This is a genomic window from Streptomyces cinnabarinus (assembly GCF_027270315.1).
GTDB lineage: Bacteria > Actinomycetota > Actinomycetes > Streptomycetales > Streptomycetaceae > Streptomyces > Streptomyces cinnabarinus.
In genome coordinates this window covers 7,587,234-7,602,178 of sequence record NZ_CP114413.1, presented here as the reverse complement: position 1 = coordinate 7,602,178, position 14,945 = coordinate 7,587,234, and the positions used below count along the sequence as shown (strand labels likewise).

The window sequence follows — 14,945 nt, the reverse complement described above, 5'->3', positions numbered from 1 at the left end:
TCAGGCGTGGTCGTGGCCCAGTGGGTCGCCCTCGGTCTCGGTGCCGGGCCCCGGGCCGACCTTGAGCTCGAAGTCGCCGTCGTACTCGCGGTGGCCCGTGATCACGGCGAGCTCGACGACCTCGCTGCCCATCTCGGTGCGCACGATGACGGGGTCCCGGCGCAGATCCCGCATGAGGGCGACACACATGCCGATCATGACGAGGACGAACGGCGCGGCGGCCAGGATCGTGAGGTTCTGGAGTCCGGTGAGCGCGTCGCCCTGGCCGCTGCCGACGAGCAGCATGATGGCGGCCACGGCACCGGTCACGATGCCCCAGAACACCACGACGAAGCGGCCGGGTTCGAGCGCGCCCTTCTGGGAGAGCGTGCCCATCACGATGGAGGCGGCGTCGGCGCCGGACACGAAGAAGATGCCGACCAGCACCATCACCAGCAGGCTGGTGGCGGTGGGGATGGGGAACTCCTGGAGCAGGCCGAAGAGTTGGCCCTCGGGGGTGTCCTCGCCGCCCAGTCCGCCGCGCTCACTCACCTTCATCGCCGTACCGCCGAAGATCGCGAACCAGATCAGGCTGACGCTGCTCGGCACCAGGATGACCCCGCCGACGAACTGCCGGATGGTGCGGCCCCGGCTGATCCGGGCGATGAACATGCCGACGAAGGGCGTCCAGGAGATCCACCAGGCCCAGTAGAAGACGGTCCAGCTGCCGAGCCAGTCCGCGACGCCCTCACCGGCGCTGGCCTCGGTGCGGCCGGCCAGCTGGGGCAGATCGCCGAGGTAGGCGAAGATCGAGGTGGGCAGCAGATCGAGCACGATGATCGTGGGGCCCGCGATGAACACGAAGACCGCGAGGATCAGGGCGAGCACCATGTTGGTGTTGGACAGCCACTGGATGCCCCGTTCGACACCGGACACCGCCGAGGCGACGAAGGCCAGCGTCAGTACCGCGATGATGGCGACGAGCAGGCCCTCGCTGACGTCGTCCATCCAGTCCAGCTCCTGGAACCCGGAGCCGATCTGGAGCGCGCCGAGGCCCAGGGAGGCGGCGGAGCCGAAGACGGTGGCGATGATCGCGAGGATGTCGATCACCCGGCCCCCGGAACCGCTCGCGTGCCGCTCCCCGATGAGCGGGGTGAAGACGGCGCTGATGGTCTGGCGGCGGCGCCGGCGGAACGTGGAGTAGGCGATGGCGAGGCCGACCACCGCGTAGATCGCCCAGGGGTGCAGCGTCCAGTGGAACAGGGTGGTCGCCATCGCCGTCTCCATGCGCTCGGCGGAGTCGGCGGGGGTGGTGCCGGGCGGCGGGGTGATGTAGTGCGCCAGCGGCTCGCTGACCCCGTAGAACATCAGGCCGATGCCCATGCCCGCGCTGAACATCATGGCGACCCAGGACACGGTGCGGAACTCGGGCTTCTCGCCCTCGGCGCCGAGGTGGATACGGCCGTAGCGGCTGATCGCGAGCCAGAGGGCGAAGACGACGAAGCAGGATGCGGCGAGCATGAAGGCCCAGCCGCCGTTGTGGATCAGGCCGTTGAGCATCCGGCTGGAGACGCTCTCCAGCGAGTCCGTCGCCGTCCAGCCCCAGATCACGAACGCCACGGTGATGACGGCGGTGACGCCGAACACCACCCGGTCCGTGTCCTGGTGGCCGGGAACGCCCGAAGGGCCTTCCCGGCCACCCCTTTTCCTCAGGTCTTGCGTCAACTCCGGCACCTTCCATGGAAAGCCATGCTTATGTCCTGTTTTCAGGACTTCTACGGCCTACCACAGGTGTCGTCCCCCTCAGGCGTTTCAGCAGTCGGTGTCGGGCTCCCCGACCGTGAGGCGGTACGGGGCGCGTTCATCGAGCAGCAGCGGGACGAGGGCGCGCAGGGGCTGGCGGAGCGGGACGTAGGTGCCGTGCGTCCGCACGCCGTGCAGGGCCAGTTCGTCCTTGATCCCGGCGTACTGATCGTCCGTCAGCCGGTAGCCGCAGGGCGGGTCCTGGAGCACCTCGGCGGGTTCGGCGGGGTCGTTGTCGGCGCCGCCGAGGTAGACCGGCCCGGTGTCCCGCCAGCCCGCCACGCGGGCCGCCGAGGTGGCCGCGTCGACCTGCTTCCCCCGCTCCCCGGCGAAGGCGAACAGGCCGTCCAGCGCCGCGAGTTGGGAGTCGACCCGGCGCCGGTTGTTGACCGGCTCCGGCACCTCGGTCAGGGGTTCCACCCGGCTCTCGATGAGCAGGCCGACGGTGTGCTTGATACCGGACATGTTCCGCAGGATGCGCTCCTGGCCGTCCCCGGCGACCTGCCGGATGGGCTCGCCGGTGACGGGGTCGGTCCAGATGCCGTAGGTGCCGGTGGTGTAGCCCTCGGCGCCGGCGGCGGGACGTACGTAGTCCAGCGACAGGCTCCGGGCCTCGTCGTGCAGGGCCGGGGCGGTGTTGAGGTTGCGCGGCCAGAGGTCGAAGAGGTCCTTGTCGTAGTACGGGGGTGTGCCGCCGTACTCGTGCAGGTCGTAGACCACGTCCGGCTTGCGGTCGCGGATCACCGCGGCCAGTGCGCGGCCCTCGTTGGTCTGGAGAGCGATGTGGTCGCGGTTGATGTCGACGCCGTCGCTGTTGCCGCGGGTGTTCGCGGCCCGGCCGTCGGGGTTGGCGGTGGGCACGACGAGCACCGTGGTGGACTTCAGCAGCCGCCTTGTCCGCGCGTCGTCGCCGTGGGCCAGATCGCGGATCGTGGTCAGACAGGCCTCGCGGCCGGACGGCTCGTCGCCGTGCTGGCTGCATACGAGGAGGACGGTACGGCTGGTGGGGCGGGTGCCGATCCGGACGAGCTGGAGCGGGCGGTCCTGTTTGGTGGTGCCGATCCGGCCGATCGACATCCGGTCGCTCGCCTTGTCGACGGCGGCGAGGAACTGCTGCTCCTCCGGCTGACTCGTCCACCGGGCGCCGCCCGACTGCTCGAAGCCGGTGCGCGGCGGGGTGTCCGCCGCGTGTGCCGGGATGGACAGCAGGGGTGCGGCGAGGGCGGCCGCGATCACCGCGGCGATACGGGACTTCACGATGCCTCCGGGACTCGCTGGGCGGTGCGCGGTTCGCGTACGCCGTCCAGGACGGCCTCGCCGGGGGCCGCCGCCGCGCCGGAGGTGGCCTTGCGGAAGGCGTCGGCGCCGCCGACCAGCGGCACCTTGGCCGAGGTGCGGGACAGATCGAGCGTCAGGGTCGGCTTGGTCGAGGGCGGTTCGATGAGGTCCTTGTCGGTGCCCGCGACGATGAGTGCGAGGCGATGACCGGCCGGGACGACGTGGTCGGTGGCGGCCAGGTCGAGGGTGACGGTGTACGGCTTGCCCGGGGTGAGCGGGGCGCCCCCGAACGAGGCGAGGTCGGCCCAACCGCGGCTCAGGATCGTGTAGTCGACGTTCGCCGTCTTCGCGGCCGTCTCCTTGAAGCAGGCGCTGTCGCCGGTGGTGCTCGCGCCCCAGCAGGTGCGTTCGGTGAGAGTGGTGATGCCCTCGCCCGCGGCCGCGTAGTCGCGGATGGTGTCGGGGCCGAGGTCCACCAGGACGGCCGAGAGATGGGCCGTGGAAGTGGTCGGGGTGGCGGTGACGGTGACCTTCGAGGAGCCGGACAGACGCAGGTCACGGGTGAGCGGTCCGGTGGTGAAGCCCGCCTTGTCCGGCGTGGATTGATCGATGCGGGCGGCCCAGTCGGTCTCGTCGTGCGCGGGGTCGTCCGTGAAGGTCTCGGTGCCGGTGCCCCGGTTCAGACCGAGCACGCCGACGCCCTCCTGGGCTCCCTCGGCGGGGCGCAGTGTCGTCTTCTCGGTGCCGCGCGGCGGCCACACGTGGGAGGTGGCCCACTGGTCGGGGTGCCGTTCGATGTCGGCCATCGGTTCGTCGTCGATGCCGTTGTCGTAGCCGAGGAGTTCATGGTCGAACCAGCGGTGCAGGGTGTTCACCCATTCGGCGCGCCGGAAGTCGAAGGGGTCGACATGGCCGACCTGGGAGAGCCAGATCTTGCGCTCCACACCGTTCCTGGCGAGCGCGTCCCACCACTGGCCGAAGTGCTTGGTGCGGACGTTGAGGTCCTGCATGCCGTGGATGACGAAGACACTGGCCTCGACCTGGTCGGCGTCCGGCACATAGTTCCGCTCGCTCCACAGCGGCGTCCAGGCACCGGTGCGCGGGGCGCCGTCGACGATCTTCTGCTGTACGGCGGCGCAGCGGGCGCGGGCGTCGGGGCTCTCGACGTAGTTCGACAGCCAGTCGGGGCCGGAGTCGAAGAGCGGGGCGCCCTGGGCGAAGTAGTAGTCGTACCAGGAGGAGATGGCGCCGATGGGGACGATCGTCTCCAGGCCCTCGACCCCGGTCGCGGCGACGCCGTTGGCGATGGTGCCGTCGTAGCTCTTGCCGATCATGCCGGTCTTGCCGTTGGTCCAGCTCGTGGCCTTGGCGCGGGTGGTGCCGGTCCGGGTGGTGTACGCCTTGCCGCGGCCGTTGAGCCAGTCGACGACGGCCTTGGCGGACTGGACGTCGGAGCGGCCGCCGACGTCGACGCAGCCGTCGGAGCGGTTGGTACCGGCGAGGTCGACGCCGACGAAGGCGTAGCCGCGGGGCACGAAGTAGTTGTCGTAGAACAGCGGCATCTGGACGACGTCGCCGTCGGCGTCGTAGGTCTTCTTCTGGCTCTCGTTGCCGCGTCCGCAGCAGGAGTAGTAGGGGCTGGCGTCCATGATGACGGGGATCTTGCGGCCCCGCCCGGCTGGTTCGCTGGGGCGGACGATGTCGACGGCGACGCGGTCGGTGCGTCCGTCGGCGTCGCCGTCGAGTCCGGTGTCCACCCAGACGGCCTCGCGGATGGCGGCGTCGTAGGAGTAGACGGGTTCACTCGTGCGCGGGCCCGCTTGGGCCGTCGCCGGGGTGAGGAGGGTGGCCATCAGGGCGGCCGTGGCCGCCGTCGCGAGCGGTCTCCAGATCGTGAAGCGCGTGCGTATCGGCATGCGCGGGACGGTACATCGGTCAACTCCCGTGCAGAAGAGGGCAATCGGACGCGGAAGTGATACGAGGGGGCCTTCGGGCGGTCGGTTTCTGCCGGCGCGTGGTGGCTCGTGTCGGCCGAATGGCGATCGTGTGACAGCCGGGCCGGTGGACACCTGCGGGGACACAGGGACTGAATAGAGTCCGAACAGACTTCGGTCCCCGACGACTTGGAGCTTTCGTGCACCGCAGATTCTTCGCGCCCAGCGTGCTCGCGGCGGCCTCCGTACTGCTGGCGATCCCGGCATCGGCCGCGAGTTCCGCCCCCGGCGCATCGGGCATCGGCGATCCCTACTACCCGGCTTACGGCAACGGCGGCTACGACGTCAGCCACTACGACCTGCGGCTCAAGTACCAGCCCGCGACCGACCGCCTCGAGGGCACGGCGACCCTGCTGGCCCGCACCACCGAGGACCTGTCGCGGTTCAACCTGGACTTCCTGCTAGACGTCGGCGAGGTGCGGGTCAACGGCGCGAAGGCGTCGTTCGCCACCTCCGGCGAGCACGAACTGGAGATCACCCCGAAGCAGGCGCTGGCCAAGGGCTCGCGGGTGACGATCGTGATCCGCTACAGCGGAGTACCGTCCGGCGAGAAGGCGTACGGCTTCACCAGCTGGCACCGCACCGCGGACGGCGGGGTCGCCGCCAACGAGCCCGAGGCGGCCTGGTGGTGGTTCCCGAGCAACGACCACCCACTCGACAAGGCCACCTACGACGTGTCGGTCCAGGTGCCCGACGGCACCCAGGCCATCTCCAACGGCACGCTCCAGTCGACGACCTCACGGCTGGGCTGGACCCGCTACAACTGGCGCTCCAACAAGCCGCAGGCGACCTATCTCGCCACGCTCGCGGTGGGGAAGTTCGACATCACCACCGGCCGGTCCGAGAGCGGCATCCCGGTCGTCAACGCCTACAGCAAGGATCTCGGGGACAACGACGGCGCCGCGCGCGCCAGCATCGAGCGGACCGGGGAGATCGCCGACTGGCTGGCCGAGTACTTCGGGCCGTATCCCTTCAACGCGCTCGGCGGCTATGTGCCGAACACCAACACCGGGTACGCGCTGGAGACCCAGACCCGGCCGTTCTACAGCCCGCGCCAGTTCGCGGCCGGTACCAACACCACGCTGGTCGTGCACGAGCTGGCCCATCAGTGGTACGGCGACCTGGTGTCGGTGTCCGGCTGGAAGGACATCTGGATCAACGAGGGCTTCGCGCGGTACGCGCAGTGGCTGTGGTCCGAGCACGAGGGCGAGGGCACGGCGCAGGAGATCGCCGATTACGTGTACGCGACGCGGGCGGCCGACGATCCGTTCTGGACGGTCCGGCCCGGTGACCCTGGGCCGGACAACCAGTTCCACATCGCGGTCTACGACCGGGGCGCGCTGGCACTCCAGGCGCTGCGGAACGAGATCGGCGACGAGGACTTCTTCGCGATCCTGAAGGGGTGGACGCAGAAGTACGCCTACGGCAACGCGTCCGTGGGGGACTTCCGCACCTACGCCGAAGAGGTGTCCGGGCAGGCGCTGGGGGCACTCTTCGACACGTGGCTGTTCGAGCCGTCGAAGCCTGTCGCCGCGGCGGCTGCCCGTTCGGTGGCTCCGGCTCAGCCGAAGTCCTGGCGGAAGATCGCGGCGACGAACGACGTGCACCACCACGGTCGCTAGAGGGAGTTCTCCGCTGCGCTGGCCAGTAGGTCGGTCCTGGTTATCGCGTCGGCCCTCGTCGAAGGGACCGTGCAGGCATAGGCCCCGGCGATCGCGCCGTACCGGGCGCACCGGTGCGGCGGCTCGCCGGTCAGCCAGCCGAAGAGGAAACCGGCCGCGAAGGCGTCTCCGGCGCCGTTCGAGTCGACGATCGGTGCCGGGGGCGTGACCGTCGGGATGTGGGTCAGCTTGCCGTCGGTCAGCAGGTACGCGCCCTCGGCACCGGCGGTCGCGACGATCGCCGCGGCGCGGCCCCGGTCGGCGAGGCGGCGCATCGTCGACTCCGGGTCGGTGAGGGCGGTCGTGGAGAGGAAGACGACGTCGGCCGCCAGGGCGAAGGGCTCGTGGTAGGGGTTCTCGCCGTCCCAGTTGTGCAGGTCGGTGGAGATCGTCACGCCGGTCTCGGCGAGGACCGGCAGGGCGTGGGCGCAGGGCTGGGTGATGGACACGTGCGCGTGGCGGCTGGCCTCGGCCAGTGCGCGGACCGTGGTCTCCGGGAGGCGGTCGTCGGCGGCGGCCCGGCTGCTGTCGTACAGCGACAGGCGGCGGCCGTCGGGGCCGACGAGGTTCACCGCGCGCTTGGTGCCCAGGGGTTGGCGTACGGCGGTCAGCGCGATGCCTTGGTCCTTGTGCAGGGCGCGGACCAGGTCGCCCTCGGGGTCGTCGCCGAGCAGGTCGAGGTGGTGGGTCTTCAGGCCCAGCCTGGTCAGGCCCAGCGCGACGAAGTCGCCGGTCTGTCCGGCGCGGGTGCGCACCCCGTCCTCGATCATGTAGCTGTCGGCGTACGGGAGCGGCAGCTCCGGTACATGGATGATCGTGTCGACGCCTGCCCCGCCCAGTACGAGGACGTCGGTGTCCCGGCTCAACTCTGCCCCTCCCCATGGTCGTAGACCGTGACGGGGATCCCCCGGCGCACCAGCCGATCGGTGATCAGCGGCTCGACGCGGGACCACTTGCCACCGGCCAGACCGCACCCTATCCGGGGCATGTGGACGGAGGCGCCGAGTTCGGCGGCCTTGTCGGCGAGGCGGTCCAGGGCCGCGTCGATCGCCTCGTAGCGCACGGGGACGCCCTTGCTGCCGGTGCGTATGCCACGCTGGCCGACCAGGTTGGCGACCCACACATAGGGCTCGACCTGGACGAACTGCGCCGCGCCCAGGCCGAAGTCGTTCGCCGCGCGGTCGCGGTGCCAGGCGCGGTAGGCCTTCTCCGGCTCCGGCCAGCGGCGCGACACCGCGAGCACGAAGCCCTTGCCCCATCCCCCTATGTCGTTGCAGACATGGGCGATCACCTTGACGCCCTTCACCGACGGAACGGTGGCGTCACCCCGGACGTATCTGATCTCCGACATGACGCCACCGTAGGCGGTGCCACTGACAGTGGCCTCCGGGTTTACGTCGTGAGCTCGGCCAGCTCCTGGTCCTCCGTCTTCGCCACCCGGCGGCGGACGGCGAACCAGCCGCCGACCAGCATCGCGGCGATGACCGGGATGAGCAGCAGGGTCTTGCGGCCGACCTCGGGGTCCTTCCACATCAGGCCGAGCACGGCGAGCAGGAAGGCGATCGTGACGATCTCGGTGACCGGGCTGCCGGGGAGCCGGAACGACGGGCGGGTGACCAGGCCCTCCTTGGCGCGGCGGACGAACATCAGGTGGCAGATCATGATGATCACCCACGTGCTGATGATGCCGAGGGAGGCCACGTTCAGCACGATCTCGAAGGCCTGGCTCGGCATGAGGAAGTTCAGGCCGACGCCGAGCACGCACACCGCGCAGGTCAGCAGGATGCCGCCGTAGGGCACCTGGCTGCGGTTCATGCGGGCGGTGAACTCCGGGGCCGAGCCCGCCATCGCCATGGAGCGCAGGATGCGGCCCGTGGAGTACAGACCGGAGTTGAGGGAGGACATGGCGGCCGTCAGGACCACCAGGTTCATCACGTCGCCCGCGCCCTCGACGCCGATCTTCGACAGGACCGTGACGAAGGGGCTCTCGTCGGCCGAGTAGACCGAGCCCGGGAGGAGGAGGGCGAGGAGGACCACCGAGCCCACGTAGAACAGACCCACTCGCCACATGATCGAGTTCACCGCGCGCGGGACGACCTTCTCCGGCTCGGCGGTCTCGCCCGCCGCCACACCGACCAGCTCCAGGGCGGCGTACGCGAAGATCACGCCCTGCATGACGAGGACGACCGGCATCATGCCGTGCGGGAGGACACCGCCGTTGTCGGTGATGACGTCCAGGCCGGGCGTCTGGCCGCCGACCTCGTGCTGGGTCGCCAGCAGGAAGATGCCCACGAACATGAAGGCGACCAGGGTGGCGACCTTGATGATCGCGAACCAGAACTCCAGCTCGCCGAAGATCTTCACCGAGATCAGGTTCACCGCCAGGACCACCGCGAGGGCGGCGAGGGCCAGCACCCACTGGGGGATGTCGGTGAACATGCTCCAGTAGTGCGTGTAGAGCGCGATGGCGGTGATGTCGGCGATACCGGTCGTGGACCAGTTCAGGAAGTACATCCAGCCGGCGACATAGGCGCCCTTCTCGCCGAGGAACTCCCGCGCGTAGGACACGAAGGAGCCGGAGGAGGGCCGGTACAGGACCAGCTCACCGAGGGCCCGGACCACGAAGAAGGCGAAGATGCCGCAGACGAGGTAGGCGATGGCGAGCGCGGGGCCCGCGTTGTGCAGTCGGCCACCGGCGCCCAGGAAGAGTCCGGTGCCGATGGCGCCGCCGATGGCGATCATGTTGACGTGGCGGGCCTTGAGGTCCTTGCTGTAGCCGGCATCGCCCGCGTCCGCGGGCGTCTGGGCCGCCACGGTGGGGGATACGGCCTGTGCCGTGTCCACGGCGTCCTTGCTCACGTGGTGGTACCACTCTCTGGTGCGCCCGAGCGGATCGCGCTCGGGTGTCCGGACGTACGAATGGCCTGCGTCCCTCGTAGGGGCACAGACCAAGGGGCCACCTTCCCCCACGGAACGCGACTCATGCGGTGGCGTACGTCACAGAGCGTTACATCTCACACAGCGGTCCCACCCGGCCCCAGAAGGTGTCACAGCATTGGTGAGACAGCGATACTGCTGCACATGACGACCGGCACCGAGGAACCCACCCTCACGATCGACGAGCTGGCCGCGCGGGCGGGGATGACGGTCCGCACGGTGCGGTTCTACGGCACCAAGGGGCTGCTGCCGCCCCCGGTGATCGGCCCGCGCAGGGTGGGGCACTACGGGCGGGAGCATCTGGCCCGGCTGGAACTCATCGAGGAACTTCAGCAGCAGGGCCTGACGCTGGCGGCGATCGAGCGGTATCTGCACCGGCTGCCGCCCGGCCTCGACGCCCATGACCTCGCCGTGCACCGGGCCGTGGTGGCCTCCTGGGCGCCGGAGTCCGTGGAGACGGTGACGCGGGAGGAGCTGGAGCAGCGGGCGGGGCGGGCGCTCGGCGACGACGACCTGGAGCGGCTGGCCGCGATGGGCGTCGTCGAGTGCGCCGACGAGCACTTCCGGGTCGATCTCGGGGTGCTGCGGCTCGGGGTGCGGCTGCTGGACATGCCGCTGTCGCAGGACTCGATCCTCGCCGCGCGCAGGGTGTTGCTCCAGCACTCACGGGCCGCCGCCCACGAGTTGTCGCAGCTGTTCCGCGGCGAGGTGTCCGAACGCGCCGCCCAGGACGTGAAGTCGCTCTCCGCCGATATGCAACCCCTGGTCGTCCAGGCCCTGTTGACGACGTTCCAGCGCTCACTGAAGGAGGAGCTGCGGGAGTGGGTCAAGGCGTCAGAGGTAGACGGAACCGCCTGAGACGTTCAGCGTCTGGCCGGTGAGGAAGCCGCTGCCCTCGTCGACCACGTAGAGGAGCGTCGACACCAGGTCGGACGGCTCCTGGGTGCGCCCCACCGCCTGCCGGGCCCGGACCTGCGCGAAGCCGCCGTCCGCCCCTACCGTCCGCTCGGCCGTGGCGGTGCGCACCATGCTGGGCGCGATGGCGTTGACGGTGATGTCGTACGGCGCGAGCGCCCCGGCCAGCGCCCGGGTGAAGCCGATCAGGCCCGCCTTGGAGGCGACGTACGGCACCATCGTGGGCGGCGCGGTGAAGACGGCCGCCGAGGCGATGTTGACGACCCGGCCCCACCCGGCGGCCCGCAGATGCGGCAGCGCGGCCCGGACGACCAGGAACGGCGCCTCCAGGTTGACCCGCATGATCCGCCGCCAGTCCTCGGGTGTGGTCTCCTCGAACGGCTTCGCGGGATAGACGCCGGCGTTGTTGACGACGATGTGCAGGGTGCCGAACCGGTCGATGACCCGGTCGAGGGCGGCGGCGATCTGCGCCTCGTCGGTGACGTCGGCGACCAGCTCGACGTAGTCCAGGATCCGTCCCGCGGTCTCCGGCTGCGGGACGAGGTCGAGTCCCGCGACCCGGTAGCCGCGCCCGGCGAGTGCGACGGCGAACTCCTGTCCAAGGCCCTGTGCCGCTCCGGTCACCAGGACGGTACGCGTCTCCATGCGGCGAGTGTGACGAGCCGTCAGGCCCTGGGCAAGGGTGTCCATTTCACTCCCCGGAACGCGGCTGTTGCCGACCCGGCCGCGCGGGCCGACGTTGGGGACTCCCCAGCATCAGCCGTACGGGAGCCGTGTTCGATGACCGAGACCGAGCGTGCCGTGGACGACGCCGAGCGCGCCCGTGAACACCGCGGCGCCGCCGGGCGGTTGACGCCGCGCCGGCTGGTGCGGGACGAGCTGGGTGTGCTGCTGGTGCTGGGGCTGCTGATCGCCGCGATCGGTGTTCCGTACCCGGACTTCCTCGACAGCGACAATCTGCTGTCCACCGCGCACAACTCGGTCTACATCTCGCTGATGGCGTGCGGAATGGTGTTCGCGCTCGCCATGCGCGAGGTCGATCTGTCGGTGGGCGGCACCTACGCGATGTGCCTGGTGGTGGGCGCGCTGCTGGTGCGGGACGGCGTGCCGCCCTGGCTCGCGGTGCCGGTGGTGCTGCTCACCGGCATCGCGCTGGGCGTGTTCAACGCGCTGGTGACGACGCTGCTGGCGCTGCCGTCGTTCATCGTGACGCTGGGCACGCTGATGCTGTACCGGGGTGTCGGGCTCGCGCTCGCCGACGGCAAGCAGATCACCGATCTGCCGCTGGAGGACTCCTTCTTCACCTTCGCGGGTGGCGACCCGGGCGGCGTGCCGTTCGCGCTGTGGGTGCTGCTCGCGGTGGTGGTGCTGCTGGCCGTGGTGCTCGCCCGGACCCGGTTCGGGGCCAGGGTGCGGGCGATCGGGTCCAATCCCGACGCCGCCGCCTTCAGCGGCATCCCCGTCGTCCGCACCCGGATCCAGGCACTGGGGCTGTCCGGTCTGACCACGGCGTGCGCCGCCACGCTGGCGCTCGCCTTCTACGGCGCGGGCGACCCGACCCTCGGCCAGGGCTACGAACTCCAGGCCATCGCCGCCTGCATCATCGGCGGCACCCCGCTGGCCGGGGGTCGTGGCTCGGTGGTGGGAGCGGTGGCCGGGGCAATGATCCTCTCGGTCGTGGCCGCGGGCCTGGTGTTCTTCGAAGTCCCCATCAACTGGACGTCGTTCGCGACCGGCGGGGTGATCCTCCTGGCCGTGGCGGCGGACAGCGCGCTGCGCCGGGGCGGGCGGCGCCGTGAGTAAGCGCCTGGGACACAGGCACCGAGCCTTGGAGGCCGTGATGCACACCCGATTCCGTACGGTGGCCGCCGCGCTGGTGCTGGTCGGCGCCGTCGGCTGCGGCAACAGCGGCCCCGGCGACAGCGACGAGCTGGACATGGGCATCGCCGTGGCCAACATCTCGCTCAACTTCGCCCATGAGATGGTCCTCGGCGCCGAGAGCGCCGCCGAGCACGCCGGTGACGTCGACTTCAAGGCGGTGGGGCCGCCCAACACGGACGGGCCCGCCGAGGTGCAGTTGTTCCAGAACCTCACCACCCGCGCCAAGGACGGCATCGTGCTGGAGAACCTCGATCCGCCGATCTTCACCCGCCCCGCCGCGCGGGCCGTGGACCAGGGCATCCCGATCGTCGCCCTGGACACCTCCCCCACCGACGGCAGCAAGGTCACCTTCTACGTCGGCAACGACAACTACGCGCTGGGCGAGTTGATGGCGAAGGAGGCACTGAAGCGGCTCGGCGCGGAGCCCGAGGGCGAGATCGTCATCGGGGTGCCCAACCCCGGCACTCCGGTGCTGGACAACCGGGCCCAGGGCATCGCCGACACCTTCGCGAAGGAGGCGCCGGAGGTGAAGGTGCTCGGTCCCTTCCAGACGTACAGCGATCCCGGGCAGAACCACAGTTCGTGGTCGGCGCAGGTGAGCGCGCACCCGGACGCGCTGGCCTTCCTGGGGGTCGGGGACGCCGACAGCTACAACCTCGCCAAGATCAAGAAGTCGCGCAAGGGCACTTGGCTGACGGCCGGGTTCGACGTCGATCCCAAGACCCTGGACGCCGTGAAGGACGGATCGAACTTCGTGACGATCGACCCGCAGCACTTCCTGAAGGGCTACCTCTCCACCGCGATGCTGATCGAGGCGGTGCGCGAGAACGACCGGAAGCTGCCCGACGGCTGGTTCCTCTCCCCTGGCGGGGTCGTGGACTCCACCAACATCGACGAGATCATCACCCGGCAGAAGTCCGCCGAGGCGGCCTACGAGTATTACAAGCCGGTCATCGAGGAACTGCTCGGCGACCAGGAGGCCCAACTGCGCCCGTTGAAGGACGCGCGCTGACATGGACGACGTCCTGGTGGCCGAGGGGCTGGTCAAGTCCTACGGCGGAGTACGGGCGTTGGACGGCGTGGATCTGCGGCTGCGGGGCGGCGAGGTGCACGCGCTGGTCGGGGAGAACGGCGCCGGGAAGTCGACGCTGGTGCGGATCGTGTCGGGAGCGCTGGCGGCGGACGAGGGTGAGGTGGCGGTGACCCGGGGGACGCGGATCGCCGTCGTGTCCCAGGAGTTGAGCCTCTTCCCCGACCTGAGTGTGCGGGAGAACCTCTTCCCCGACCGGCCGCCGCGCACCCGGCTCGGCCTGCTCGACCGCCCCGCGATGGACCGCGCGGCCCGGCCGGTCCTCGCCGAACTGGGCCTGGACGTCGACCTCGGCGCCCGGCTCGGCGAACTCCCGCTGGCCGACCAGCAGTTGACCGAAATCGCCCGGGCCCTGCTGCTGGACCCGAGGCTGCTGATCCTCGACGAACCTACGTCCGCGCTGCCCGCCGCGGCCGTGGACCGTCTGGAGCGGGTGCTGCGCACACTCACCGGGCGGGGCATCGCGGTCCTGTACGTCACCCACTTCCTGACGGAGGTGATGCGCTTCGCACGGCGCGTGACGGTGCTGCGCGACGGGCGGGTGGCACTGCCCGGGGCGCGCCGAGCCGACGTGGACGTGCCCGAGCTGGTGACGGCGATGCTGGGCGGCCGTCCGGAGCCCGCGGTGCGGCGGACCCGGTCCGCGGTCGATCTGCCGCCGCAGGTGGTGCTGTCCGGGGTGTGCGTACCCGGGCGGCTGGCGGATGTCACGTTCACCGTGCTGGCGGGCGAGGTGGTCGGGGTCGCGGGGCTCCAAGGGGCAGGGCATCTGGCCGCGTTGGAGGTGGTGTGCGGGCGTACGGCGGTCTCGGCGGGGCGGGTCGACGTCGGCGGGCGCGGGCGGCCGCGCTCGCTGCGCGACGCCGTCCGCGCGGGTCTCGCCCTCGTGCCGAGCGACCGCAAGCGGTACGGGCTGATGCTGGACCGCACGGTGTGGGAGAACGCCACCGCGGTGAGCTGGCTGGCGCTCGGCCGGGGCGGTGTCGCCCCCTCCCGCGCCGAACTGGTCCGCCGCACCGCTGACCTGACGGAGCGTCTGCGTCTGCGCGGCGGCCCCTACGACCCCGTGGCCCGGCTCTCCGGCGGGAACCAGCAGAAGGTCGTCTTCGCCAAGTGGCTCGCGACCGAGCCGAGAATCGTCGTGCTGGACGATCCGACGCGCGGTGTGGACATCGGCGTACGGGCCGAGATGCACACGATCATCGGCGAGTTGGCGTCCGGGGGCGCGGCGGTGCTGCTCGCCTCGACCGATCTCGCGGAGCTGACGGAGGTGTGCGACCGGGTGCTGGTGTTCGTGCGCGGCCGGGTCGTCGGCGAGGTGCGCGGGGAGCGGCTGACGGAGCACGCGTTGGCGGTGGCGATGCAGCAAGGGGTGTCGATGGGGTGAGGAGGCGGGGGTACGGGCGG

At 70.5% G+C, this 14,945-nt stretch carries 12 protein-coding genes; 5 read left to right on the top strand and 7 right to left on the bottom strand.

The window, feature by feature from the left end:
- From STRCI_RS34270 to STRCI_RS34260, 3 genes are all read right to left on the bottom strand, one after another.
- The gene (locus STRCI_RS34270) at window positions 1-1,704 is read right to left on the bottom strand and encodes a BCCT family transporter (RefSeq protein WP_269662848.1); all 1,704 of its coding nucleotides are present in this window, start codon (window positions 1,702-1,704) and stop codon (window positions 1-3) included.
- A gap of 87 nt (window positions 1,705-1,791) precedes the next feature.
- A complete protein-coding gene (locus tag STRCI_RS34265; protein ID WP_269662847.1) occupies window positions 1,792-3,039 on the bottom strand; it encodes a DUF2817 domain-containing protein in 1,248 nt (415 codons plus the stop codon).
- Window positions 3,036-4,976, bottom strand: coding sequence for a Xaa-Pro dipeptidyl-peptidase (locus tag STRCI_RS34260; RefSeq protein ID WP_269662846.1), 1,941 nt, complete (start codon window positions 4,974-4,976; stop codon window positions 3,036-3,038). The genes STRCI_RS34265 and STRCI_RS34260 overlap by 4 nt, the downstream gene beginning before the upstream one ends.
- Before the next feature lie 218 nt (window positions 4,977-5,194).
- On the opposite strand from STRCI_RS34260, the gene STRCI_RS34255 reads away from it, so the two are divergent.
- Window positions 5,195-6,676: a M1 family metallopeptidase gene (locus STRCI_RS34255; protein WP_269662845.1), complete on the top strand. Its 1,482-nt coding sequence runs from the start codon at window positions 5,195-5,197 to the stop codon at window positions 6,674-6,676.
- Here STRCI_RS34255 and STRCI_RS34250 read toward each other — a convergent pair.
- Genes STRCI_RS34250 through STRCI_RS34240 form a run of 3 tightly spaced genes read right to left on the bottom strand, consistent with a single transcriptional unit; the run spans window position 6,673 to window position 9,574 of the window.
- On the bottom strand, window positions 6,673-7,581 hold the full coding sequence (locus tag STRCI_RS34250) for an adenosine kinase (protein WP_269662844.1): 909 nt from the start codon (window positions 7,579-7,581) through the stop codon (window positions 6,673-6,675). The two genes, STRCI_RS34255 and STRCI_RS34250, sit on opposite strands and share 4 nt — an antisense overlap.
- The gene (locus STRCI_RS34245) at window positions 7,578-8,066 is read right to left on the bottom strand and encodes a macro domain-containing protein (RefSeq protein WP_269662843.1); all 489 of its coding nucleotides are present in this window, start codon (window positions 8,064-8,066) and stop codon (window positions 7,578-7,580) included. The genes STRCI_RS34250 and STRCI_RS34245 overlap by 4 nt, the downstream gene beginning before the upstream one ends.
- A 41-nt stretch (window positions 8,067-8,107) precedes the next feature.
- Window positions 8,108-9,574 (bottom strand): amino acid permease, encoded by a 1,467-nt coding sequence (locus STRCI_RS34240; RefSeq protein WP_269662842.1) that lies wholly within the window; start codon window positions 9,572-9,574, stop codon window positions 8,108-8,110.
- A gap of 222 nt (window positions 9,575-9,796) precedes the next feature.
- Between STRCI_RS34240 and STRCI_RS34235 the strand changes: the two genes are divergently transcribed.
- The gene (locus STRCI_RS34235; RefSeq protein ID WP_269662841.1) at window positions 9,797-10,510 is read left to right on the top strand and encodes a MerR family transcriptional regulator; all 714 of its coding nucleotides are present in this window, start codon (window positions 9,797-9,799) and stop codon (window positions 10,508-10,510) included.
- Here the strand turns inward: STRCI_RS34235 and STRCI_RS34230 are convergent.
- Window positions 10,487-11,212, bottom strand: coding sequence for an SDR family NAD(P)-dependent oxidoreductase (locus STRCI_RS34230; RefSeq protein WP_269662840.1), 726 nt, complete (start codon window positions 11,210-11,212; stop codon window positions 10,487-10,489). The genes STRCI_RS34235 and STRCI_RS34230 overlap by 24 nt on opposite strands.
- 135 nt (window positions 11,213-11,347) lie before the next feature.
- Between STRCI_RS34230 and STRCI_RS34225 the strand changes: the two genes are divergently transcribed.
- Genes STRCI_RS34225 through STRCI_RS34215 form a run of 3 tightly spaced genes read left to right on the top strand, consistent with a single transcriptional unit; the run spans window position 11,348 to window position 14,925 of the window.
- Window positions 11,348-12,370, top strand: coding sequence for an ABC transporter permease (locus tag STRCI_RS34225; RefSeq protein WP_269662839.1), 1,023 nt, complete (start codon window positions 11,348-11,350; stop codon window positions 12,368-12,370).
- Window positions 12,371-12,407: 37 nt separating this feature from the next.
- On the top strand, window positions 12,408-13,460 hold the full coding sequence (locus STRCI_RS34220; protein ID WP_269662838.1) for a sugar ABC transporter substrate-binding protein: 1,053 nt from the start codon (window positions 12,408-12,410) through the stop codon (window positions 13,458-13,460).
- A gap of 1 nt (window position 13,461) precedes the next feature.
- A complete protein-coding gene (locus tag STRCI_RS34215; RefSeq protein ID WP_269662837.1) occupies window positions 13,462-14,925 on the top strand; it encodes a sugar ABC transporter ATP-binding protein in 1,464 nt (487 codons plus the stop codon).
- Window positions 14,926-14,945 lie beyond the last annotated feature (20 nt).